The 23,872-nt window shown below is 47.8% G+C and carries 17 protein-coding genes; 4 read left to right on the forward strand and 13 right to left on the reverse strand.

Annotated features, from left to right (window positions below):
- Positions 1 to 219: 219 nt before the first annotated feature.
- The 13 genes from GC098_RS00605 to GC098_RS00665 all read right to left on the reverse strand — a co-directional run bounded on the left by GC098_RS00605 (position 220) and on the right by GC098_RS00665 (position 17,517).
- Positions 220 to 1,203, reverse strand: a complete 984-nt coding sequence (locus GC098_RS00605) for a DUF1835 domain-containing protein (RefSeq protein WP_171640002.1) — start codon at positions 1,201 to 1,203, stop codon at positions 220 to 222.
- Positions 1,204 to 1,251: 48 nt separating this feature from the next.
- Complete coding sequence (gene ligA, locus GC098_RS00610) at positions 1,252 to 3,273, reverse strand: NAD-dependent DNA ligase LigA (protein ID WP_171640003.1); 2,022 nt, start codon at positions 3,271 to 3,273, stop codon at positions 1,252 to 1,254.
- Between the two features lie 62 nt (positions 3,274 to 3,335).
- Positions 3,336 to 5,687 carry a DNA helicase PcrA gene (gene pcrA, locus GC098_RS00615; RefSeq protein ID WP_171640005.1) on the reverse strand — a complete coding sequence of 784 codons (2,352 nt, stop codon included), beginning with the start codon at positions 5,685 to 5,687 and terminating at the stop codon, positions 3,336 to 3,338.
- Between the two features lie 3 nt (positions 5,688 to 5,690).
- Positions 5,691 to 6,386, reverse strand: coding sequence for a heptaprenylglyceryl phosphate synthase (gene pcrB / locus GC098_RS00620; protein WP_171640007.1), 696 nt, complete (start codon positions 6,384 to 6,386; stop codon positions 5,691 to 5,693).
- 180 nt (positions 6,387 to 6,566) lie between these two features.
- Positions 6,567 to 7,043, reverse strand: coding sequence for a DUF6130 family protein (locus GC098_RS00625; protein WP_171640009.1), 477 nt, complete (start codon positions 7,041 to 7,043; stop codon positions 6,567 to 6,569).
- A gap of 170 nt (positions 7,044 to 7,213) precedes the next feature.
- Entirely contained in the window at positions 7,214 to 8,044 is an 831-nt protein-coding gene (locus GC098_RS00630) for a spore coat protein (protein WP_171640011.1), read from the reverse strand.
- Positions 8,045 to 8,072: 28 nt separating this feature from the next.
- Entirely contained in the window at positions 8,073 to 8,297 is a 225-nt protein-coding gene (locus GC098_RS00635; protein WP_171640013.1) for a hypothetical protein, read from the reverse strand.
- 139 nt (positions 8,298 to 8,436) lie between these two features.
- Positions 8,437 to 9,369 (reverse strand): DUF4340 domain-containing protein, encoded by a 933-nt coding sequence (locus GC098_RS00640; protein WP_171640015.1) that lies wholly within the window; start codon positions 9,367 to 9,369, stop codon positions 8,437 to 8,439.
- Positions 9,366 to 10,754 (reverse strand): GldG family protein, encoded by a 1,389-nt coding sequence (locus GC098_RS00645; protein WP_171640017.1) that lies wholly within the window; start codon positions 10,752 to 10,754, stop codon positions 9,366 to 9,368. Before GC098_RS00645 ends, GC098_RS00640 begins: the two co-directional genes overlap by 4 nt.
- 5 nt (positions 10,755 to 10,759) lie before the next feature.
- The gene (locus tag GC098_RS00650) at positions 10,760 to 11,476 is read right to left on the reverse strand and encodes an ABC transporter permease subunit (RefSeq protein ID WP_171640019.1); all 717 of its coding nucleotides are present in this window, start codon (positions 11,474 to 11,476) and stop codon (positions 10,760 to 10,762) included.
- A complete protein-coding gene (locus GC098_RS00655) occupies positions 11,469 to 12,545 on the reverse strand; it encodes an ABC transporter ATP-binding protein (protein WP_171640021.1) in 1,077 nt (358 codons plus the stop codon). Before GC098_RS00655 ends, GC098_RS00650 begins: the two co-directional genes overlap by 8 nt.
- Before the next feature lie 254 nt (positions 12,546 to 12,799).
- On the reverse strand, positions 12,800 to 14,770 hold the full coding sequence (locus tag GC098_RS00660) for a coiled-coil domain-containing protein (RefSeq protein WP_171640023.1): 1,971 nt from the start codon (positions 14,768 to 14,770) through the stop codon (positions 12,800 to 12,802).
- A gap of 194 nt (positions 14,771 to 14,964) precedes the next feature.
- Positions 14,965 to 17,517 carry a U32 family peptidase gene (locus GC098_RS00665; RefSeq protein WP_171640117.1) on the reverse strand — a complete coding sequence of 851 codons (2,553 nt, stop codon included), beginning with the start codon at positions 17,515 to 17,517 and terminating at the stop codon, positions 14,965 to 14,967.
- Positions 17,518 to 17,766: 249 nt separating this feature from the next.
- Here GC098_RS00665 and GC098_RS00670 point away from each other — a divergent pair, with 249 nt between their 5' ends.
- The 4 genes from GC098_RS00670 (at position 17,767) to GC098_RS00685 (ending at position 23,829) form a co-directional block, all read left to right on the forward strand.
- On the forward strand, positions 17,767 to 20,997 hold the full coding sequence (locus GC098_RS00670) for an FG-GAP repeat domain-containing protein (RefSeq protein ID WP_171640024.1): 3,231 nt from the start codon (positions 17,767 to 17,769) through the stop codon (positions 20,995 to 20,997).
- A gap of 55 nt (positions 20,998 to 21,052) precedes the next feature.
- The gene (locus GC098_RS00675; protein WP_029194863.1) at positions 21,053 to 21,310 is read left to right on the forward strand and encodes an acyl carrier protein; all 258 of its coding nucleotides are present in this window, start codon (positions 21,053 to 21,055) and stop codon (positions 21,308 to 21,310) included.
- A 7-nt stretch (positions 21,311 to 21,317) separates the two neighbouring features.
- The gene (locus GC098_RS00680; protein ID WP_246358349.1) at positions 21,318 to 22,517 is read left to right on the forward strand and encodes a hypothetical protein; all 1,200 of its coding nucleotides are present in this window, start codon (positions 21,318 to 21,320) and stop codon (positions 22,515 to 22,517) included.
- Between the two features lie 400 nt (positions 22,518 to 22,917).
- Positions 22,918 to 23,829 (forward strand): hypothetical protein, encoded by a 912-nt coding sequence (locus tag GC098_RS00685; protein ID WP_312879967.1) that lies wholly within the window; start codon positions 22,918 to 22,920, stop codon positions 23,827 to 23,829.
- Positions 23,830 to 23,872: the final 43 nt, after the last annotated feature.

The following is a 23,872-nucleotide window of genomic DNA, read 5'->3' on the forward strand; positions in this document are numbered from 1 at the left end:
AAAGCTGAAATGCTCATTGACTTGCTAGCGAGATTTTGCAATCTCAATTGTAGTCACTTGCGTGACTGAATTTGCTGATTTGCTTCATTCATTTGTTCAGTTTTCAAGGAGCTTTATTGCGTTACCGTTTAAAGCGTTAATGCATCGCTCTTGCGGTGACAAGAAGTAATATTATCAGGTTTCAAAACGAATTGCAAGCAATTTTCTACATCCATTATCTTACATCTTCACAAACCCCGTAGAGATGCCGTTTCGGCGCCATATATCCTTTTTCCCAAGCAGATGAACGCCGCCAATCCAATCATCCATGCCATTCAGGTGTATATGATCCAGCTCACAAGTATGAACTAGTTTACCCATGTCCGTCCTATATAATCGCCATTTTTCAAATTGAGGCGGCAGTGCTTCGCTGTAACTAGGCAGCTTGTCTCCTCCAGTAAGACGGACCAGCGGAATCTCACATTTGCGAATACTATCTATAATAGCCCAGAACTGCAAATCACCGAGGCCGTAATGACTGGCCGTTTGGCCTACACTTTTAAACAATGACAGAATCGGCATTTCCTCCTCCCCTATCAGCTCCAGAATGAGCTGCTGGTTGGCTGACAAGCCATTTTGAGAGGATGGATAGCGTTCTGAATTGGCTTGAAGGGCCTTTTTAAGAAAAGGCAGTGCAGATAGATCCTCTTCCAATAAAGTCGCCATAAGAAGGGGCTCAGAAGCTGCGTAAGCTGTCCAGACCTTGCAGGCCAAAAGAAGCTCTTCTTCATTAACAGGCAACCACTTGTAGTGGAGCTGAGTAATTTGATCGACGTTTAATTGTCCTAATCCATAAAAGTACTCCACGCCAGGGAATTGGTTGATACTTAACAAAGATAGTTTAAAGGATCGATTAGGGAGCGAGAATAATCTCGATAGCAAATAACAAAGCATCAATTGGTCATATAAATCATGCTCAAACCACAGGACAATTCCATCTACATCCTCTGCGAGCTTGTCCAGCGCTTTTTCCTGCTGTAGGGTAATGGACTTGAACATTTCCTCAGGAATGCCGTGCTGGCGATTCATATAAGCCGCCCTCATAGATAAAAGGACACTATCAGACATCTGCATGCCGATAGGTCCTTCATATAGTGACTCGCGCCACACCAATATGTCTCCATCGATACCCGAAGCACGCAGCATCTCCAAATGCGTCTCCATTCACGATATGAAGTTTATTCGGCATGGCACTGTCCCCTTATTTGTCATTTAGCCTTCACCTAATAGCTGCAAAAGCTCCTGTTCATCCTCAATGATCCGAATTCCAAGTTCTTGTGCTTTCGTCAGCTTGCTTCCGGCGCTTTCCCCAGCGATCACGATATCCGTTTTCTTAGAAACACTGCCGGTAATCTTAGCACCTAACGCTTCCAACTTCTTGGCACATTCATCACGCCCCATGGTGGATAGCGTACCTGTGAGGACAACGGTTTTACCAAAGAACGGATTATCAGGACTAGCCAAAACAACCGCCGGCTCTTCGGCTATTGGGTTGACACCTGCAGCGAGCATACGCTCAATACTGGACACCATCACAGGGTCACGGAAGAATGAATAAATACTCTCAGCTACTATTCCGCCTACATCAGGAAGCCCGATTAGCTCCTCAGGCGTAGCCGCCATAATCTTCGTTAAGCTGCGATAGTAGTCTGCCAGTACCTTGGTCGTGGTTTTACCCGAGTTAGGAATGCCTAGGGCATAAAGGAACGAAGCTAGATCGCGCGATTTGCTTTTTTCTAGGGCATCAAGCAGGTTGCGGGCCTTCTTCTCGCCAAAGCGATCGAGCTTGACGAGGTCCTCGAATTGCAGGGTGTACAGATCCGCTGGATCACGGACATCCAGTTCTTGATGCAGCTGTGAGGCAGTCATTTCGCTGAAAAACTCAATATCCATCGCATCACGCGAAGCAAAATGCGCCATACGCCCAACCAGCTGCGGACTGCAGCCGAGACGGTTCAAACAGAATAGATGCGCACCACGCATCTCAAGCTCGCTTCCGCAGGAAGGACACTGCGTCGGAGCAACAATCTCCTCACCGTCATTCTCCTCGGTTACTTTACCGAGAATCTCAGGAATGACGTCATTGGAGCGACGGATGTAGACGAGGCTGCCTAAGGCGTGCTTGAGGTTTTTGCGCTCGATGTCACCGACATTATTGAGTGTGCAGTTCTGTACGGTTACGCCAGCGAGGTCCACGGCTTCAACGCGGGCTAACGGTGTGATTTTGCCTGTGCGGCCGACTTCCCAAGATACACTTTGCAGGATCGTCGTGGCTTCCTCGGCTTCGAACTTATAGGCAATCGCCCAACGGGGGAATTTCTCGGTGTAGCCGAGCACTTCTCTTGTGCGCATGTCCGTAATCTTGATGACACTTCCGTCAATCAGAAAATCAAAGCCAAGGCGCTCTTCGGCTATCTGCTCCAGCTCTGCACTTACTTCTTCAATCGTGCTGAAATAACGTGTGCGGTTGCTCACTTTAAAGTGGTTGTCACGAAGAAACTGAACCATATCGAAATGATTATCGAACTGGATGCCGTCTGAGTAACCCACATTATAGAAGAAAGCATTCAGCTTACGCTCTGCCGTCACTTTGGGATTCAGATTGCGCAGCGCTCCTGCTGCTGCGTTGCGGGCATTTTTGAGCGGATCCGTGGCTGTCTGATTATAGGCCTCCAGAACGGAGAGGAACATCATACCCTCACCTTGCACTTCAATGGTTCCCTCATTGTACGGGATTTCCAGCGGGATGGATTTGATCGTCTTGATTTGGGCTAAAATCCCCTCACCAACCGTACCGTTTCCTCGCGTGGAGGCTTGAACAAGCTCTCCTTGCTTATAGGTAAGGTTCAGGGTGAGCCCGTCGAACTTCAATTCCACCACATACGTCGGGTCTGGCAACGGGTTCTCTGGATTCTTGCTGTTGTAATCTGCAATTAGCTTAAGCACACGTGTGTGCCAAGTCTGCAGGTCTTCGGCATGTTGCGCTTTGTCCAGGCTCCAAAGCCTTGCCAGATGCTTGTGTGGATCAAAACCTTTGAGAATGTCGCCGCCCACACGCTGGGTTGGAGAAGAAGGCAGGGTAATCCCTGTCTCCTTCTCTAGCGCGGTCAATTTATTGTATAGAGCATCCCACTCGGCATCGGAAATCGCCGGTTGATCAAGCGTGTAATAGTTATGGTTATGCTTGTTGATTTCTTGGATGAGGGTTTTCATTGCCGCGATGGCATCTGTCATTACGGGCTCTTCCTCTCTAATGGGTAATAGGGTGGTGCGGTAAGTAAAGGAACTAGCGGCTCCTATTCTTTCGTAATAGGAGCGAACTTCGCGAGCAGGCGCTTCAAACCAACAGGCGCCGGGAAAGCAATTTGCAGCTCGGTGTCGTCACCCGAGCCTTTCACTGACACGACGGTGCCGATGCCCCACTTGCCATGCGACACTTTGTCGCTGGCTTTGTAGTCCGGCACCGCGCCGCCTGCGGCAGGCTGCGGAGCCCGGAACGCAGCCGGCTTCGCCCCAGCTGCAGGGCTTGGCGCAGCCGCGCCCGTACTAGGCCGTCCGAACGAGGACGGCGTGCCCCAAGCGGACGAGCCGGCGGAGCCGCGGCCCGCTTGTGAGGCAGTGGCGCTGCTGCCACTGCTGCCCCACGAGCTGGTCCGGCCAGCTCGCGAGAAGCCTCCACCGATGGAGCCGCCCATCGAGACATTCTCCAGGAGTTCCTTCGGAATCTCCTGAAGGAATCTCGATGGCGCGTTCGCCGCGGTGCGGCCGAAGAGCGTGCGCATACGGGCGCACGTGAGGAAAAGCTCTTGCTCGGCGCGCGTGATGCCGACATAGGCCAAACGGCGCTCCTCTTCGAGCTCTTCGTTATCGGCGAAGGCACGGCTGTGCGGGAAGACGCCTTCTTCCATCCCGATGATGAATACAACCGGGAACTCTAGACCTTTGGCGCTGTGCATCGTCATGAGGACAACGGCGTCTTGCTCTTCCTCACTTTTTTCTTTATCCATCGTATCGATATCGGCGATAAGCGCCAAATCGGTTAGGAACGAAATGAGTGACTTGTCCTCGTTACGTTTCTCGAAGTCCATCGTAACGGACAGGAACTCCTCAATATTTTCGAGACGAGCCTTGGATTCAATTGTATTCTCACGCTGCATCTCCACGCGGTACTGCGACATCTCCAGTATTTTCTCCGTCAGTTCAGTTACAGATAAGTATTCAACCATTCGGTTCAGGTTATCAATCATTTCGCGGAAATCAGCTAAAGCGTGCTTTGCCTTCGACGTGATCTCGAGTGAATCGACTTCCTCTAGCATGGCATATAAGGAAATACCTCTTCGTCCCGCCATTTCGGCCACTCTGTCCATCGAGGTGTCACCAATACCCCGCTTCGGCACGTTTACGATCCGGCTCAAGCTGATATCGTCGTCCGGATTGGAGATAAGGCGCAGATACGCCAAAATATCCTTGATCTCTTTCCGATCGTAGAACTTTACGCCGCCAACGATGGTGTATTGGATATCCGATTTAATGAGAATTTCCTCAATTACCCGAGATTGTGCGTTCGTCCGGTACAAAATGGCGTGATGACCGAACTTTTTACCATTGGACTTATTTTTATTAATTTCATTCGTAACGAAATAGCCTTCTTCGTGCTCGGAATCAGCTTGAAACAGCTTAATCCTTACGCCGCCCTCTTTATCTGTCCATAAGTTTTTGGGCTTACGGCCTGTATTATTGGCGATGACCTTATTGGCAGCCTGCAAAATATTAGATGTGGAGCGATAATTTTGCTCCAAAAGAATAGCTGTTGCATTTGGATAATCTTTTTCAAAATTAAGGATATTAGAAATGTCAGCCCCACGCCAGCGATAAATGGACTGGTCACTGTCCCCCACAACGCAAATGCGCTTATGTTTGGCCGCAATCATTTGACACAGCATATACTGCGCCCTGTTCGTATCCTGATACTCATCGACATGGATATATTGAAATTTATTTTGATAAAACTCCAGAACCTCTGGAACTTCATTAAACAAATGAATGGTTGCCATAATTAAATCATCAAAATCAAGGGAGTTGTTGCTTCTAAGCTTCTTCTGATAAAGCGTATAGATTTTCGAGGTCAATCCGTCGAAGTAGTCACCGATTTTATCTTCAAATTGTTTAGGAGAGATGAGTTCATTTTTGGCTGTAGAAATGGCCGCTTGAAAGGTCTTGGGTTCGAACTTCTTGGTATCAATGTTCAGTTCTTTGCAGCACGTTTTGATGACTGACAACTGATCACCGGAATCTAGAATGGTAAAATTCGAGGTGAAACCGATGCGTGAAATGTCTCTGCGCAGCATGCGTACACACATGGAGTGAAACGTGGAAACCCAAATATCACTCCCACTGCCGCCAACCAGCTTGCCAACACGGTCCTGCATCTCACGAGCCGCTTTATTCGTAAACGTAAGGGCCAAAATGCTCCATGGCGCCGCTTTGCGCGTGCCGATCAAGTAAGCAATACGATGCGTCAGCACTCGTGTCTTCCCACTTCCCGCTCCAGCCATAATCAGAAGTGGGCCGTCGACAGCTTCGACTGCTTTGCGCTGCTCGGGGTTCAACCTTTTTATCGCATCTAAAATATTGACTGTCTCGTTCATAAGTTACCTTCCTGTTCTATCAAAGTTCACGGTCTGAAGCGCCTGCTCCAGATCACTATAAATAATGTTGCCGACGACGATGGTATCTGCGACCTCCGCTGCTTGTTGCGCTTTATCTAGGCTGTCAATGCCACCGCCATAGAATAAACGGGCATTCTCCAGCACTTGTCGCGTCCGCCGTACCAGCTCCATATCTCCAAACACACCGCTATATTCCAAGTAAACAATAGACATGTGAAAAAGCTTGTCCGCCATGCGTGCGTATGCCGCAACATCCTTGGCATCTAAGTTCGTACGAGCCGATGTTAATTGTGCGGCCGTAGCTTCACCATTCAGAATAATGTAGCCTTCCGCTATAATTTCGTCCCAATTGAGCATAGAACCATATTCCTTCAACGCCTCGTGATGCTGCCCAACGATCCAATTCGGATCATCCGCATTCAGAACAATCGGAATTAGGAATAAATCGAACCCTGGGACGATGGCCTCTTGATTGGATATCTCAAGCACACAGGGCACCTCATACTGACGAATGCGAGATAGAAGATCTACCGTGTTATCAAAAGTTACCCCCGTTGAGCCACCCACCATGATCGCATCCGTCCCAGACTGGCATAGCCGATCGAGCGCTTCATCTGAGATGTCCCGATCTGGGTCAAGCTTAAATACATGCTTCCACTTACGTATATCGACGATCAATTGTTTCCCTCCGATTAGGCGGCAATACTGCCATACTATCAACAGTCTATGCTACGTATTCAGGTGTGTCAAATGCCAAAAGACGGGCTAAGCGCCCGCCTTTTCAAGGAATATGTACATAATGTTATCTGATCTACGCCCAAGCTTGATTTCCGGCTAAATACGCACAAATGTTCCCAATTATTTTACTTCAATATTAAGAATTTTCTCTACATTGATATCCGTATGATCATTCTGCTGAAGCTCGAATCTAATTTCATGTTTACCTGCCGCTAGATTATTTAGTGTTAACGGACCTGTTTTGGCAATCATCGTTTTCATCTTACCATCCACGTACAAGTGTAAATGTCCTTCTCCTTGTACTGCTTTTTGATCCATATGATCAGCTAATTGGAAATTACTTGTCTGATACGTGATCGTTACGTTTCTTCCCTCGACTTTAGTTACCTGTGCATCAATGGCTGGCTTGGCGCCTGCGGCCACCGTCTTCACACTGCTTTCCGTCTTCCCTTGAGCCACTGTAGTCGCTGCCTTGGTGTCCTTCAAGCCTGTTGAACCGCTACTAGCAACTTCCTCTTTGGAACCGCATGCTGTTGTTAATGCTCCTAGTACAATTAAAGTAGCTGCGCCGTAAATCCACGTTTTTCTCATCAGCATTAGCACCCTTCTCCCATAAGTTTGGACATCCTATGTTCCTTATATATGAGTGACAAGCTGGTTCCATACCATGATTATGAGAAAAGTGGGACAAAATAAATATTTAATAATAAAAAAGACGCCCTATAGCTAGAAGCTAGGACGTCTTGGTCTTGATGGATCAATGCGATTTAGAAGCTGTATTTACTTCCCTCATGTTGTTGCTTACTGAGATAAGAGCTTTCTCCTGCCGTCGAGGTCTGAGCACCTGTGTGACTGCGGGAAGCGTTGGTAGAACTTGCTGATTTACTTGTAATGCCAGTAATGCCAGCATTTTCAGCTGCGCTATATCCGGATGATGCGGCATAACCCTGAGATTGACCGTAGCCGGTTTGTCCATAATTCTGATCTTGAAAATTTTGTCCTTGCTGGTTGCTAATATAGGCTTGCTGTTGACTTGTCTGGTTTGGTGAAGACTGTGTATGGGTTGAATATCCTTGCCCTTGATTATTGTGAACCGCATTAGGATATTGAGAGGCACTAATCATGGGTTGGATAGGTGTCTGTGTTTGATATAAAGCTGCAATCTGGTTCTGTTGTTGACTCTGCTGCGGTTGTTGCTGTTGCTGGGCGATAGTCATCTGGTCTTGCTGCTGATAGCTCGCCGTGTTCGTTTGACTCAAATTTTGTTGTACAAAGGACTGCAGCTGAGCTGCGATCTGGCTTTGTTTCTGCAGTTCTTGTTGAATGTGCTGCTGAGGAGCAGCTTGAATCTCATATTGGCCAAGCTTCTGGATTTCCTGAAATACAGTAGCTTGATCCTGCAGTGTCTTTTGCAATAAGGACTGGAAGGCCTGCCTGATCTGCGGATTAGCAGCCTCCAAAGCTGCAGTCGTATATTCACGAGCACTACGTTTCAACTCGGAAAGGACAAAGTTCGCGAAATCCTCATCTTTTAATTGTCCTTGTTGCTGCTGGTTAGACTGTTGCTGCTGTTGTTGATACGGGTTCTGCTGATACATGCTTCTTGCACCTCCTATTATGTACGAATTAATGGGTAATGCCTGATTGCTGCTGTAGGGTGTTGATGAGGACGCTAATGTTTTGCAACCGCTCCTGAGAAAGATGAGACAAGGTTTGTTTCAAGGATTGACTTTGGCTATTCACCGCTCCTTGTACACAAAGCTTTGCTAACAAATCCTCATTTTTCAGCGTATCCGCTAGGTATAAAAGCTCTTTGGTGGAAATGTTTTGGTTCCCTTGATTGCTGTACATGTGAATGTTACCTCCTTTCCTTTCCTTTTTTGTAGGTTTCCCAAATTATTCCGTTTTATGTGTCATTGGAAAAAAAAGTTAATCAAAATAGAAAAAACTGCCCCAACACAGCACGTTGCTGTACGGAGCAGTTTTCCTGTTAAGAGGCGGGCTGAGCCGGTTTGCCGGCATAGGCATCCGCTAATTTCTGTATATCTGCGACGGTAAGCAGGTACGCCCACTGTCCGCCTTGCTTCGTTAACCAGACTTGATCTTGGCTTAGCTTGCCTTCATAGATCTCAGTGACATCTTTGCCATCTACAGACAATACAAGCTCCACTTTGAGCTCACCGCCCGCAGTTGGCTTCTGAGCCGCTGGCTGTGGAAGTTCAGCGCTGTGCAGGAAGATCAGCTCATCCAACAGCGGATTCGCCTCCGCACCTTTCAGCTCTTTATCGCCAAGCTTCCAGTTCGCCTCAGCAGCTACCTTGTCTTTGTCTGTTTTGGCAAGCGTCCAGCTTTGACCTTTCCACGTCAGCTTTATGCTCTGGACCTTGTCATTCTCGAATTTGAACGGGCTAGTCTCAGCAAAGTCTACCGGAGCTTTTCCTAGCGCAGAGAGCGACTGATCACTCACCTGATACACAGCAGGAGATCCCTCCACCTGAACATAGGAGAAGCCTTCAATAGGAAGAGCCGTACCTACCAGCAGTCCTTTCTTCGAGCCGTCTTTTAACGTAACTTCATAAGTTCCAAGCGGCTTATCTAACCCATAGTTGGATAGATTACTTACCTGATCTTCAACTAGTTTCGTTGATGTCACCAGACCAAGGGCATCCAACCACGAACCCACTTGATTCGTATTAATCGGCGCTGCTGCCGGGCTTTTCATTTCCCATCCGCTGCCGCTTCGGGCTAATTCGATCTGCTGTACCTCTGTTTTTACATGAATGGACTGCACGTCTTCTTGCTTGAGTGTGATGAGCGATTTCGGTTCATCTTTTTTCTCTTGAAAGAAGTCTTTGCTCGAAGCGTACCAAAAACCGCCGATACAAATAACGACTAACAGAATTGTAGGAATAAACCGTTTCATCCTCGTCTCCTCCTCCACCAGATCAAGCCGCCAATGACTAGGAACAAGAGCGGTAAGAACACGATCGTTACGAGGAAAATGGTATTCGCTTGGCTAGGCGTAATCATCGCTTGTTGGAATGCATCCCCTTGACGCGGACGAATTGTGATCTGATCCTTCTGTTCCTGCAGCCAGCCGATACTGTTCAGAGCAAAATCCTTATTGCCTTGATTCTGAATATCTTCATCCAGTACGAACGTAGATCCCCCTAGAATGACAGCTTTAGGCTTATTATCCTTGTTAGCAATCGCGTAACCCAGATTCAGCGGTCCTTTGACATCTGCCGCATCCTGCTTGGTTTTGGATTGTGCAAGAAGGTTGATATCTGTTTCCCCGTAAGCTTTATCTGTTGTTTTCAAAAGCAGAGACTGGGTGTAATCTGGTGCACTGTTATCCGCATTCAAACTTACAGCCAGCGACAACATCGTAATCAAATTATTGCTGGACAGCTTGTTGGTAATGTCATGCGGGCCATACTCCGGAATAATCGTCAGCGGATCATAGAGCGACGTTTGTTTGGCTTCAATCGCAATCGCATGTTGATCCTGAATGCCGTATGTTTTCATGATCGCATCGATATTTTTCCACTTGGTTGCCATATCTTTATTGAAACCTAATGCCATATAAATCTTGCCTTTATCCTTCAAATAAGCTTCAATCAGCGCCGCTTCTTTATCATTCAGGTCATTTTGCGGGCCAAGAAGCATCAGCATCTGCGCATCGTCCGGTACTTTACCCTCAACGAACAAATTAAGGTCCTTCACGACATAATTAGCGGCTTCCAGACTGCTTTTCAAAATGGTCATGGCATTCAGTGGATATTCCTGATGACCGGAAAGCAGATAAACCGTGTGCTTCTCTGTGGACGTGAGGCTCTTAATGGCCTGGGTAAACTTCTCTTCCCCTGAGAACGTGTAGGAGCCATCCTGTTGACCGACAAACAATTCATAGAAATTGATATTCTGCTTTTTAGAACCCATTTCAAAAATAATCGTTCCGCCTTGATCGACTCCATATTGTTTGGCCATCGAAGGCTGTTTCAGCATATCGTACTCATCATACGTAATCTTACCGCTTTGCTTCTTATATTCGGTCACCATATCGGTGACTTGTCGCGTCACAAAACCGTTGTTGTCCCCGCTATTCGTAAAGGCAACGATGTGAATATCTTGATTTAAGTTTTTGAGTGTGGCAACTGTTTGCTCGGAGAGCGTAAAGCTCTTATTTTTCGTCAAATCGACCTGAAAGCCTTTCAGCGAGTGAAGGAAGATGGTCAAAATGATGAAAATGCCGATAACGGCGATCGATAAAACAGTCGCATTAGTTCCCCGTATCCACTTATTCATCCCGCTCACCTCCAACGCTTTCTTTCAAGGACTTGTATGCAAAGAACCAGGAACACAGCTGTTAATGTGATATAAAAGAGGATGTCTCCGCCGTGCAGTACGCCCTTTTGCAAGTTCGTCAGATGGCTCGTCAATGAGAATTGAGCGACATAATCCTTCAGCTTGCCTGTCATGCTGCCACTTACCCAATCAAGCAGCCACAGCAAAAGCAATATAACAAAACCTGAAATACCGGCAACCATCTGATTGTTGGACAAACTGGACGCGAACAAGCCAATGGCCATCATCGCGCAGCCTAATAGGAACATACTTAGATAAGACAGCCACATAACAGGCTTATCCAGCGTTCCGAAGGCAGACATAATGAGCGGGTAGATCAAGCTGATCCCTACTAGCCCCACTTGTACAATAAAAGCGGACAAATATTTACCCAGCACGATTTCACCAATACCTGCAGGTGAAGTCAGAAGCAGCTCATCGGTGCCTTGACGGAACTCATCTGCGATGAGACGCATCGTTAAAAGCGGGATGATAAATAGGTACACGAATGTGGTATTTCCAACAACGGAACGCGCATCCACAATCGGTGGCTGACCGTTAACGAAGTTGATGTAGAAGAAAAAGCTCGATAGCAGCACATAGAAAGCGAACGCCACGTAAGCAACAGGCGAAAAGAAATACATTTGCAGCTCTTTCGAGCAAATGGCCCAGATTCTACGCATCGGTGTCTACCTCCTCCTTCGGAGTGCTGTCGGCTTCGGCAGGTTCATCCGTTGTCAACTTGAGGAAGATATCCTCTAGGCTGAGGCTTTCCCGCTTCATCTCGAGGATTGGATAGCCTGCGCCTGCCAAGCGGAAGAACAACGTCTCGCGAATATCGGAGCGATCCGCTGAGGTAACGAGCAGCTTCACAGTTTCGGCTGCTGCTGGTGGTTCTGTGGTCGCTGCTTCTTTCGATGCCTCGTCGTTGATGAACACATCCTGCGCAGCAGGGGCAGCGATAGTTGTTACGTCGCTCGGCGCGTCGACTTCTTTCACTTCTGCGACCGCCTCAAGGCTGCGCAGCTCGGTTAAGATCCGCTCGCGAGGTCCCTTGACCTCGAGCGACACCTCGAACGTCTCGCCCATCGTGCGTCCGAGATGCTCTGGGCGCTCGTCGAGAACGACGCGGCCTTGGTTAATAATGAGAACGCGGTTGCAAATCGCGTTAATTTCCGGGAGAATGTGCGTGCTCAGCAGCACCGTATGGTTCTCGCCCAGCTCATGAATCAACTGGCGGATCTCGATGATCTGCTTCGGATCGAGACCAGACGTGGGCTCGTCCAGGATAAGCAGATCCGGTTGGTGCAGAATCGCTTGCGCGAGGCCCAAGCGCTGCTTGTAGCCCTTAGACAAGGAGCGGATGATTTGCTTCTCGCGGCCTTGCAGACCTAGCTTGTCGATCGCTTCGCCGACACGCAGCTTCTGCTCCCGTGCAGGCACATCGCGAAGATTTGCGATAAATCGTAAGTAAGCTTGCACCGTCATCTCTGGATAAAGAGGCGGCGTTTCAGGTAAGTAGCCGATTTTGCGGCGTGCTTTCTTCGGATTATCAGCCATGGAGTGACCATCCACCCATATTTGACCATGCGTAGGGTTCAAATAACCCGTAATCATGCGCATCGTCGTTGTTTTGCCAGCACCATTCGGCCCTAAGAAGCCGACGATCTCACCGCGCTGCATCGAGAAATCGATGTTGTGTACGCCGCGATCGTTTTCGTACAGCTTGCTGACTTGTTTGACCTCAAGCATCCAAGATCCCCCATTTCTACTCGTTCATATAACCATCATCACTATACCCGTGCAACAATAAACCAACCTTAAGCAAATCTGAAAAATAGATTAAAATATTGTGTCTAAATTGTGAACAAGCGAGATGAAAGGGGATGACGAGGCTAAATCGTCGATTGCTAGATAGCTAGCTGATATTTGTATAAATAATAGAACTCCCTAGCTGTTAGGGAGTTCCATTATTTATGGCATCATGATGAGGATTAAATGAGAGCCTAAAAACCTAGCATTTTAGAGATTTTTTCAAGCAGTCGTTGCTGTGATGTCAATTGTTGAGATATGTCATCATATCGTTTGTTTAGTGATTCTGCAGTAGCAAGCATTTCACTTCGGATTTCTTGTTCCAACATTTCACTTACCTTTTGCGTGTGAAGATGAAGCAAATTGCGCAGGTCCTTTACATCCTCCGAAACGCCTTCATATCTTTGGTTCAGCAACTCCGTTGAGGCAGTAAGTATTTCACCTGTGGGATTTTCCTCCGAAACTTCAGTTACCTTTTGCTGAACGGTTTCGATCGTATGATGCAATCCTGATACTTCTGTAGAAATACCCTCAATTTGTCTATTCAGTAATTCTAGTGTAGCAGCAACTTCACTTCTAATGCCCTGTTCGAACACATTAACTACATTTTGCGTTTGGAGATGAATCTCATTTCGCAGGTTCTTTACATCCTTTGAAACACCTTCATATCGTTGGTTCAGTAACTCCGTCGTGGCAGTAAGTATTTCACCTTTGAGATCTTGATCCGAAACTTCAGTTACCTTTTGCTGAACGGTTTCAATCACGTTTCGCAGTACCGTTACTTCTTCAGATATGGTGCCGTAGCGTTTGTCTAGCGATTCTGCAGTAGCATTTACTTCACTTCGAATTTCTTGTTCCAACTTTTCACTTACCTTTTGCGTGTGGAGATGAATCTCATTACGCAGGTACTTTACATCCTTTGAAACACCTTCATATCGTTGGTTCAGTAACTCCGTTGTGGCAGTAAGTATTTCACCTTTGAGATCTTGCTCCGAAACCTCAGTTACCTTTTGCTGAACGGTTTGGATCACGTTTTGCAGTTCCGTCACCTTTTGTGTATGGAAACGAATCCCATTCTGCAGGTTCTTTACATCCTCCGAAACGCCTTCATATCGTTGGTTCAGTAATTCCGTTGTGGCAGCAAGTATTTCACCTTTGAGATCTTGCTCCGAAACTTCCGTTACCTTTTGCTGAACGGTTTCGATCACGTTTTGCAGTTCCGTCACCTTTTGTGTATGGAAACGAATCCCATTCTGCAGGTTCTTTACATCCTCCGAAACGCCTTCATATCGTTGGTTCAGTAATTCCGTTGCGGCAGCAAGTATTTCACCTTTGGGATCTTGCTCCGAAACTTCCGTTACCTTTTGCTGAACGGTTTCGATCACATTCTTCAGCCCTATTACTTCTACAGATACACCCTCAATTTGTCTGTGTAGTAATTCTAGCGTAGTAGCAACTTCACTTCTAATGTCCTGTTCGAACAAATCGGTTACATGTTGGGTGAGAATCTGGATCATGTTTCGCAGTTCCGTTACTTCTTCAGAAACGTTCGAAACTTCGATAACCTTTTGCTTGACCGCATGGATAATGTTACTAAGTTCCGCGACTTCATTACTTAATTGAACGAACTGAGAGTTTGAGTGATCCATCATAGGTGACAAAAGCCTGCCGCCTGCTTTAGACGATATACCAACCTTTTGATTCAGATCGTCTATATGGTCCTTTAAATTCCTTGGAGATTTATTCGCTTCTATCTTTCGCGTGAGGAGCTGTACCATGTTACTTAATTCCATTGTATCTTTACTTAATTGCAAGTTGGTGTTGTTCATAACCGGAGGTGAAATTGATTTGTCTACTGTAGGAAGTAAATTGGAGTCAGGAACAATAGTAGGTGTAGGAGGTAATGGCTTTTCATCATTGAGTGCGATAATTGCTTTCTGACGCATTTCCTGTAAATGTTCTTTTATAAATTTAGGCGGTTTATTATCATTGCTCAACTTGGAAATAATCTCAAATATTTCGATGGCTTCTTCTGTGTACCTTTGGGATCCGCCAAATGCTTTAGTTGGAAGAAATTCGCGATAATAATTTGTCCAACCCCTTACAACTTCTCGCGTTTTTCCGATTTTACCAGCGATTTCGGTGAACTTATATGTCCTTTTCATTGTTATCTATCGTCATCCTTTCTTCTTATGTCCATTAGGCTTAGGCATTAGTTGTAACATATTATTCAGGACATCGAACAAGTGACAACAAATGAAGGAAACATTTAAGAGTCCGCATATCCTTTTCTTCCAGAAAACAACAAAAACCCAGTGCCTATGCGGCACTGAGTCTGTTTTTTCACACTATAGATCCTCTACTTCACTAGCTGACCGCGAGTAACACCTAATTGGTTCGTCGCCTTCAACGAACGCCATACTTGCGTACCGCTAATATCACCATCAATCGCGCGACGGTACAAGTCGAGAATTTCGCGTACTTTGTCTGGCGTCTCTTCAAGGAACTCCACACGGAAGGATCGGATGCCTAAATCCATGAAATGACTCAAGTACTCGGCACCAGATTGATCCACCGCGTTATACACCGTATTACGACAACCTTCATCGACACGCACCGGGTGAGACATACCGACACGGTCTTGCAAAGAAACGCTGTGATCCTCACAAGGACGACCGCAGTTTGTAAAGTCAGTGCCTTCGCTCAGGAACGTACAGTACACGCAGTGCTCTGTATGGAACATCGGCATGTGCTGATGAATAACAACCTCAAGCTTCGAGGTCTCAGCACGGCGAAGTAAATCGACCATTTGCTGAATGTTCAAATCGTAGGAAGGCGTAATCTTCGAAAGACCCGCTTCTAGGAACAAGGCAGCTGTTTTATGGTTGGCCACATTGAGCGAGAAATCCCCGATTAACTGCGGTTTCGGCGCGTCCGGATTTTCCATCCGATGCTTCAAGAAGAAGTAGGCCGCGCCCGTATTGCGGATCAATACCGCATCCGGATTTAGCTTTAATATATGGTTAAAATAGCCCGTTTCCCCTGGCATATGAATACGCGGTGTCACCAAAGCGATTTTGCGCCCGGCTGCACGTACGGCTTCCACGGCCGCGGGGAACTGCTTAATAAATTCGAAATCCGCGTAAATAAACTCGATATCCGTTGTCTCGAGCACGGCCTTCACCTGATCCAGGTTACGGCAAAGTGCAGTAAGCTCCACAGCCTTGCGTTCCGCTAGGGAAAGCGCAGGGGCATTCGCGGCAGCGTTGGTGATAGCTGCCTCAGCAGCTGACTGAATCACGTCGTCATACACGCCGATTTCACGCTTCATGTAAGCCGGTGGTTTCTGCCGCTCGTCTTCCATCAGCTCCACAGCCATGCGGCGCATGCTGTTAAGTTCACGCATCGGCACGATCAGCTCGCCGGTCAGCTGCACATCCAGCTGACTGAGCGCATAAATCGTACCGCCAAGGCGTCCGAACTGCTCCGTAAAGAGCTGTTCGTCCATCGGTCTTTTCTCCGCGCGAACCAACGGAAGCTCGGATTGTACGAAGACGGTATGTCCGCCTTGAATATCTGTCCACCAGCTTTTGAGCGGCTCGCCTTCTACACCGCTGACCTTCACGCTTACCGGGAAAGTTCGGTAAGGCTTGTCGGTCTCAAACGTCTGGCGCAGACGCTTGTCCAGCTGAGGATCATTCGTCTTCCAGATACGGTCCCCGACATGCAGACGGCCGAGCTCCACATCATTGCGCCCCATAATGATCTCGATGAGTCCGCCCTCAGCTTCACCTTCGAGCTTCTCTCCCTTGCGGCGCAAATCGTAGATGCGCCCGCCTTCTTCCTTCTTCGTCGGATCCCCGGCGTCGAAAACAAGCCCGTCGCCGCGCTTGAGCGGCGCCTCCAGCTCACAGATCACGCCATCGCGCAAAATCTGCTTGATGCGGCCCACGAACACCCCACGGCTCTTCGGAAACGTACCGTCTACGAGCTGCTTATTGTTGGTTCCATTCAAGAAACCAACCGTAAATCCACGCGAGAAGCTTTGCTGAAGCTCACGAACCTCTTCTTTGGTCGGACGAGCATCCTCCCCATCGAAATAACGGTCAATCGCACGGCGATACTTGCTCACGACATTGGCCACATATTCAGGGGTCTTCAGACGCCCTTCAATTTTGAAAGAGCGTACGCCGGCTTCAATAAGCTCTGGCACGATCTCTATCGCTGCCAAATCCTTTGGCGACAGCAAATACGTGACATCACCCATCGGCTTTTGCACGCCATCGACCATCAGATCATACGGCAAGCGGCACGCTTGTGCACATTCTCCGCGGTTAGCGGAACGCCCGCCCCACATTTCAGAAGTCAGACACTGACCGGAATAAGAGACACAAAGCGCACCATGCACGAAAACTTCCATCGGAAGCTTCGCTTGATCGCCGATTTGTTTAATCTGCTTCAAGTTATTTTCGCGCCCTAAAACAACGCGTTCAATATCGAACGGCTTCGTAAATTCAACAGCCTCAGGAGATGTAATCGTCATCTGTGTGGATCCGTGAATCGGGAAATCCGGGGAGATTTGGCGAATCATTTTAACCAAACCAAGATCCTGTACAATAACCGCATCCACACCGGCGTCCACACAAGCATCTATCAATTGCTTCGCATCATTCAGTTCTTCCTCAAACACAAGGATGTTGAAGGTCAGGAAGCCCTTTACTCCATATAGATGAAGAAACGACATAATATCTGGCAGTTCAGCCATCGTAAAGTTATGTGCGCGTGCTCTAGCATTAAATTTCTCCACACCAAAAAACACGGCATCCGCCCCATTGGCAACAGCCGCTCTCAAACAATCCCAATCCCCCGCAGGGGCCAACAATTCTATATCTTCTCTGCGTATCGTACGCATGGCAGCAAATCCTTTCAATAGTAGATCCTCGGGTCATCCTCAAAGTCTTCTCTTTAGTGTAACAGAAAGGGTAGGTAGTAATCTAGGGTGGGGGGGTAATTACAAGCTTAGCCAATATCCGACAGTTACGCCTCATTGTCAAACGTTTCCTCCTCAAGCTGAAACCCTTTAGAAGTTAACAAAGTTTCCTATGAATGCTATAATGGCAAGGATAGTGACCTTTTTAGTAATTGAGGGATACCTTTGGTTTTGTCGAAAATTCGCGTTCTTAAACTATTGATCGGACTAGGCGTCATCAGTATCCTATTTATATTCATCCTTCTACTATTTTTACCAAAAGTAGATGAAACTAAGCTCCTCTATGCGACGAGCGGGGATCATTATGATGCGGCAGCCTATGGAGATTTTCAGCAAACCTTGCAGGCAGGCGTTCACATTGACAAACAAAACCTGCTTTCCCTATCAACAAGCCAGCTTCGTAAATACGATGCGATTTATCTGGATCCTGCCCTTGCGCAAGATGCCGGGTGGGCGGAACAAGCTTCAAAACTAGTAACATTCGTGAAACAGGGCGGACATTTATTAGTGGAAAATGGGTTCTCGACCAGCTTTACACCGGAATTCATAGGTGCTAAAGAGGTTGTGGACTTAAAAAAAGTGCCGCTCACGAGCTTGGGTGGACCCCAATTGGCAGCTTCAACACAGAGTCTGAGCTACCCGCAGGTGCCAGTTAATCTGCAAGGTATACAGCAAACTTTTCAATTGTTTAGCCAGAGCTACCTCAAACATAATTCACTGGAAGACTTGCCCGGCTTTAACTTGGGATATGGCTTCGTTCCTTCTACTGGTCAAACGATAGTTGCCATGAACATGGCTGGGAAGCCTGTTTCGCTAGTTATGCAGAACCGCATTGGAAAAGGCACCGTGCTGATCAGCAGTAACTTTCTGCCGAACCGGTACTTCCTGACAGGCTATGACATGATGAGCGGCATGGATCCGAAGCTAGGCTTCTCTCAGCTGGCTGAAAAGTATCAAGCAGCAATGAAACGGGTCCCGGGAACGACTTATTTCAATAAAAAAACACTACCGATTGAGCCTTACTTTAACTTTGCTTTTGCTGCAGCGAACATGCAGTATCGCAGTGAGCTGCTGGCTTATGTATCGAAAGAAACACTTGGCTACAGTGTGAAAAAAATCCTTGGCCCTTACGGAAGGCCTGCTATGGCGTTTCAGAATCATTTTGAGGCGATGCCGGCAATTCAGCAGAAAGACGGCATTGCTTGGGCAGAGAAGCTGAAGGAATATAACGAGATTCCCTCGTTTACACTCGTACGCAATGCCTTCTACTGGGGGCAATGGCGCGAGAGTGTGACGGTGCAGCTCAACATGGGGACGAACGCACAGCCAACGTTCTACGGTGAGCTGCCCGGCTCGGGTTACGCGAGCGGGCTGCACGTGATGGCTGCCGGCAAGCCCCTGCGGCAGGCTTTGTTTCCGCAATATCGCGATCTGTCGAGCGCGATTGAGCTGCCTTACCGCGCGTACCCGACGGCCGCGGATATGAACGGCGACGGCCGCACGGACCTCGTGGTCGGCAGCTCGGATGGATTCGTGTATGTGTACACGAATCAAGGTGTTGACGCGGCGGCCTATACGAGTGAGCCGCCGCCTGAGGGCTTGGCGCTGCCCGACACGTTCGGCGCGCCGATGCCTTTGCTGCTGGAGTCCGGCTTGCCGCTCCAGCTTGGCCCTTACAGTGCCGTTCACGCCGCAGACGTGAACGGGGATGGCCGCACGGACCTCGTCGTCTCCGACGAGTCCGGGGCGGTACTGCTCCTGCCGCAGCTCGCTAGCGGCAGGTTCGCGAAGCCCGCGGCGCTGCTCGCGGGCGGGAAGCCGCTGCAGCTGCCCGGAGGGCCTGCAGCGCCGTTCGTCGCCGACGTCGATGGCGACGGCAAGCTCGACCTTGTCCTAGGCGGAGCCGATGGACAAGTATGGCTCTACAAGGGCCGCAGCGCAGCGGCCCTCATGCTCGAGCAGGGCAGCGCGCTGTTCCCGCTGCCGCAGCATGCCACGCACGCCGCACCATCCGTGCGTGACATCAACGGCGACGGCCGACTCGATATCGTGGTCGGCAGCAGCGATGGGGACCTACAAGTGTATCTTCAAGGCGCCGATGGCGCTTGGGCGGATGCGGGTCCCCTACAAAGCACAACCCTGAACCAAGTCGGCGATCACGCCTTGGTTGCCGGCCACTACTCCGTCCCGCTTTGGATAGATCTTAATCACGACGGCAAAGACGACCTGGTCGTCGGCGGTATCGAATTCGGGTCCCCCGTTTCGATCGACGACCCGCAATTTCCTTATCAAGCGGAGCTTCAGGAGTTCATTCAATACGCGCGTGACAATCATTTACAAATCGATCCGCACGTGTTCGTGCATAATTTCAAAAGCGCTGAGCAAGAACGCACCGAGCTTTCCCTTCACAAGAAAGCATTCGATAAGCTCGGCATCCCTTGGCTGAACCTTGGAACGAACCAACACACATGGCGCATCAATAACATAGACCACCAGCAAACACTGGAGAATGAACAGCAGCAAGGATTATGGTACAATTTCGGTTTCTTATCGCCCGATTCGCCCGTGATTCCACGTCCCGAAGAGATTTGGTCGCTTCCCTTCCTATTACAGGATAAACAAGGGAATACAGATCATACGATGCTGATCCATACACCAACGCCGGTACTGCGGACAGGAGATTATGCAACGACGGACGTTTTCGAATCGATGGTTAAATTGGACATGCCGATTGATTATTTCGAGCACATCGAGTACCATTTTCCCGTACCATCCAAAGTTGCTGATTTAACCGAATTCGCCGACTACTTTGACAAGCTTCGTACGAAGCATAATTATAATTTTATGACCGAAACCCAGATGGCGAAGTCATTCTTAACTGCTTTGAAAAGCGAAGTTCGTATCAGTCAGTCATGGACTTCTTATTTATGGGACAAACTGAAAGATCGTTTAGCTGGAGGCAATCCACACTTTCATGCCACTTTGACACCGAATACCGACAAGGTGCCAGGCTTGGCTGGTGAGTATTCTACAACACTGGGTGTAGTAATAGAAAAGGGCGAAAAACTTGCCCTATACTCCCTACAAAGTGATTCGGATATTTACACGACAATTGATAACCGATTCTATCTAGGTTTGACTAAGCCATCCTCCATCGGTATTGGAGCGACCAAGGAAAAATTCCATGTCGTGCGTTCTAATGTTCCTTTTGAGCTGACACAGCAAGGGAATACTCATCAATTAGTCCTAAAATCAGCAGGTCTGCAGCAAGTGAAGGTATTCAGTCCTACAGAGCTACTCTTTGATGGATCCGATGCCAAGATCGAGCATGACGCTCAAACACATATGTATACCATCACCCGATACGGTGATTTGACGACACTTTCTTTTACCGCAAAGTGAACTAACGTTCCTTTATCTTATTACCACTTTTATGTTAACCAGGAGGCTTTCCAACATGTCTAATGAAGAATTATTAGCGCAGCTTGAACAGCATATTCGCGAGCGTTATGAAATTGCTGAGGATGACGATGATTTTGATGTTGATGTTCATCTCTTTGATTATGGCTTCATTGACTCCATCGGCGCCACAGCGCTTATCGCCCATATCGAAAAAACATACAGCATTCAAGTGACGAATCAAGATTTAATGCTGTACTCCATGAACACGGTAAGCGAAATTGCCGATTTTATTTCCAAGAAGACTGCGAGGTAACCCACTCATGATGACATGTAAAATTTCTTTAGAAGGCCTGGCTGAAAGTCAGCATGGACAAGTCAAATACGCGTCCGCCTTTGCCAATGAGCATATTCAGGATATTTCCCTTGTGGATGGTCACATTATCATTACCCATAACTCTCCGAATGGAAACGAGGGTATTACCGAGCGCGTTCAGCGTCTCATTGAACGTTTCTCCCATGGCGATTTCGGCTTCAAAGAAAACATTCTATTCGAGAACAAAGTCGATACCCCTTACGAAGGCGATATTATCGCTGAGCTTGTAGAACGTAAAGCAATTAAAGTTTTGGAGCCCGGCCTTTTTATTTTCCGTGAGCCTTTCTCCAGCTTAATGCGTTTCTTCGATTATTCCTTCGTAACGAAGATCGCCAAGCGTTTCGAAGGCATGCAGGAAGAGTCTTATCCTGCTGTTATTCATAGTCACACTTTGAATAAAACGAATCATTTCACTTCTTTCCCTGAGCACATTCATTTCGTGACTCATCTACGTGAAGATCTGGATGTCATTGAATCCTTCTCCCAATCCATCCGTGAAGCTGGCGGTTGGAGCCAAGAGCAGCCTCTCGCGCTTGATAACAACATGGTGAAACCGAACTTCATGATGAATCCTTCTACTTGTTATCACTGCTATGAAGGCCTAGAGAATGAAACGCTTGAGGGTGACGGCATCGTCGTTACAGCCATTGCGAAATGTCACCGCTTCGAGTCCAAAAACCACACCGATTTCGGTCGTTTGCTCGACTTCTCGATGCGCGAAATTATTTTCGTCGGTAAACCCGACTTCGTCAAAGAAAATCGCCTAAAATCGATCGAATATCTGAAAGAGCTTGCCGTTGAATGGAACGTGGACAGCATGATGGAGATCGCCAACGACCCGTTCTTCACGAACGATTTCCAAGTGAAAGCGTCCTTCCAACGCAATCAAGAGATGAAATATGAGCTGCGCTTGAGCATTCCTCATGTGAAGAAATCAATCGCCTGCTCCTCTGTAAATTTCCATAGCAACACGTTCGGGAATGCTTTTAATATTAAAATGGGCAAGCGCAACGCCGTTACAGGCTGTGTAGGCTTTGGAATCGAACGCTGGGCGTTCGCGTTCTTGGCGCAGTACGGTCTCGACGAGCAGCAGTGGCCTGCCACATTCCGTGAGCAGTACCATGCTTGGCAGGAGAAGGCGCTGTAAGTGCCTTCTCTGTTCTATCCCTAACTGCTTTGCTTGGCTGACCTTAGGCAGATACGGCCTCGGCCGTCTAAGTTGTATGTTGTGCAACAATATCTCGCAAAATGGTCTTTACCAGCAGCAAAGTTGCATTTCGTACAACAATTCTGGTCCAAACCGACTAGTATGATAAAAATCTCTCTGAATTGTTGTATTTTCTACAACATATCGCCAATATGCTGAAGGAATTAAAAGTATTGTTGCACAAAATGCAACTTCACCCAAAGTAACATCACATGGCCCACACGCCGACATTAGCTGTACGATATACAGTTCCTTGTCAGCTGTGGGCCAACTAATGCTTCATGCGTTATCTATAGCAAGCCAAACGTTATGAAGCGTCCATCCTATACAAAGATAATGAGTGATACCGTTGAAAGTAGCTGCATTTCTCAAAAAAAATAGCTTCGTACTCGGCCTGCTGCTGGCAATCGTCGTCTCCGACATGCTCATTTCCTGGTGGAACCCGATGGTTAGCTCGCGCCGTTTTTACAAAAACGACTTTACCAAAACGCTCTACCACCACGGCTGGTCCCAATCGGGTCCGGTTTTCTTCGGTAATTCGTCCGTTACGGGTGCGTATATCGAAGATAAATCCGAAGCCCATTTGGTTGAAATGGGGCTTTCCTACGGAAAGCTAACCGACCTGAAAGCCATCCTATCGAATAGCCTTTACCAGGTAAAGGATGAGCTTGTAATCGGCATCGATGTTCACACCATGCTGGACTCACTTGAAACCGATCCAACCTACCAATGGTTCAAACCCTGGTATCAGCCTTATGTTTACACGTACCGAGACTACTTCCGGGATTCTGGTGAAGAATTTGCTCGTAATTTGCGTAAAGGCAACCTAGCCTACGAGCCCCGCTGGATTGATAAAGAGCTGTACCCCGGTCGCAAAGACGATGCTTTCCTAAAGACGAAATGGACCGATTATGACAAACGCTTCGGATCCATGCTACTAAAGGATTTTCAGGCTAATTTGGATGCTTTGCAGTGGGTTATCCAGTATGCGAATAAGCATCAACTTGCTCTGCGTGTGATTTGGATGCCGTGGAACAAAGGCTATGCGGATCCGCCTTACGTCGCCTCCTTGATGCAAGAGGCAAACCGCCAGCTGCAAGCTGCGAATGTGCCTACGCTGGATTTGCTGCACAAATACGATCCACGCTATTTCCATGACCTTGTCCACTTGAACCGCGAAGAGGGCGCGCCGCTATTTACGAAGGAGGTAGACACATGGTTAAAATCCTTAGGAAAACCATCGAAGTCCTGATCTATCTCGTGATGCTCTATTTGGTTTTCATCTATTTCACTGG

Source organism: Paenibacillus phytorum, from assembly GCF_013141715.1.
GTDB classification, from domain to species: Bacteria; Bacillota; Bacilli; order Paenibacillales; family NBRC-103111; genus Paenibacillus_E; species Paenibacillus_E phytorum.

Coding starts and splice junctions, on each gene's coding strand:
- GC098_RS00605 (WP_171640002.1), bottom strand. CDS start 1,203: ATGGAGACGCATTTGGAGATGCTGCGTGCTTCGGGTATCGATGGAGAC.
- ligA (WP_171640003.1), bottom strand. CDS start 3,273: ATGACAGATGCCATCGCGGCAATGAAAACCCTCATCCAAGAAATCAAC.
- pcrA (WP_171640005.1), bottom strand. CDS start 5,687: ATGAACGAGACAGTCAATATTTTAGATGCGATAAAAAGGTTGAACCCC.
- GC098_RS00625 (WP_171640009.1), bottom strand. CDS start 7,043: ATGCTGATGAGAAAAACGTGGATTTACGGCGCAGCTACTTTAATTGTA.
- GC098_RS00630 (WP_171640011.1), bottom strand. CDS start 8,044: ATGTATCAGCAGAACCCGTATCAACAACAGCAGCAACAGTCTAACCAG.
- GC098_RS00635 (WP_171640013.1), bottom strand. CDS start 8,297: ATGTACAGCAATCAAGGGAACCAAAACATTTCCACCAAAGAGCTTTTA.
- GC098_RS00640 (WP_171640015.1), bottom strand. CDS start 9,369: ATGAAACGGTTTATTCCTACAATTCTGTTAGTCGTTATTTGTATCGGC.
- GC098_RS00645 (WP_171640017.1), bottom strand. CDS start 10,754: ATGAATAAGTGGATACGGGGAACTAATGCGACTGTTTTATCGATCGCC.
- GC098_RS00650 (WP_171640019.1), bottom strand. CDS start 11,476: ATGCGTAGAATCTGGGCCATTTGCTCGAAAGAGCTGCAAATGTATTTC.
- GC098_RS00655 (WP_171640021.1), bottom strand. CDS start 12,545: ATGCTTGAGGTCAAACAAGTCAGCAAGCTGTACGAAAACGATCGCGGC.
- GC098_RS00660 (WP_171640023.1), bottom strand. CDS start 14,770: ATGAAAAGGACATATAAGTTCACCGAAATCGCTGGTAAAATCGGAAAA.
- GC098_RS00665 (WP_171640117.1), bottom strand. CDS start 17,517: ATGCGTACGATACGCAGAGAAGATATAGAATTGTTGGCCCCTGCGGGG.
- GC098_RS00675 (WP_029194863.1), top strand. CDS start 21,053: ATGTCTAATGAAGAATTATTAGCGCAGCTTGAACAGCATATTCGCGAG.
- GC098_RS00680 (WP_246358349.1), top strand. CDS start 21,318: ATGATGACATGTAAAATTTCTTTAGAAGGCCTGGCTGAAAGTCAGCAT.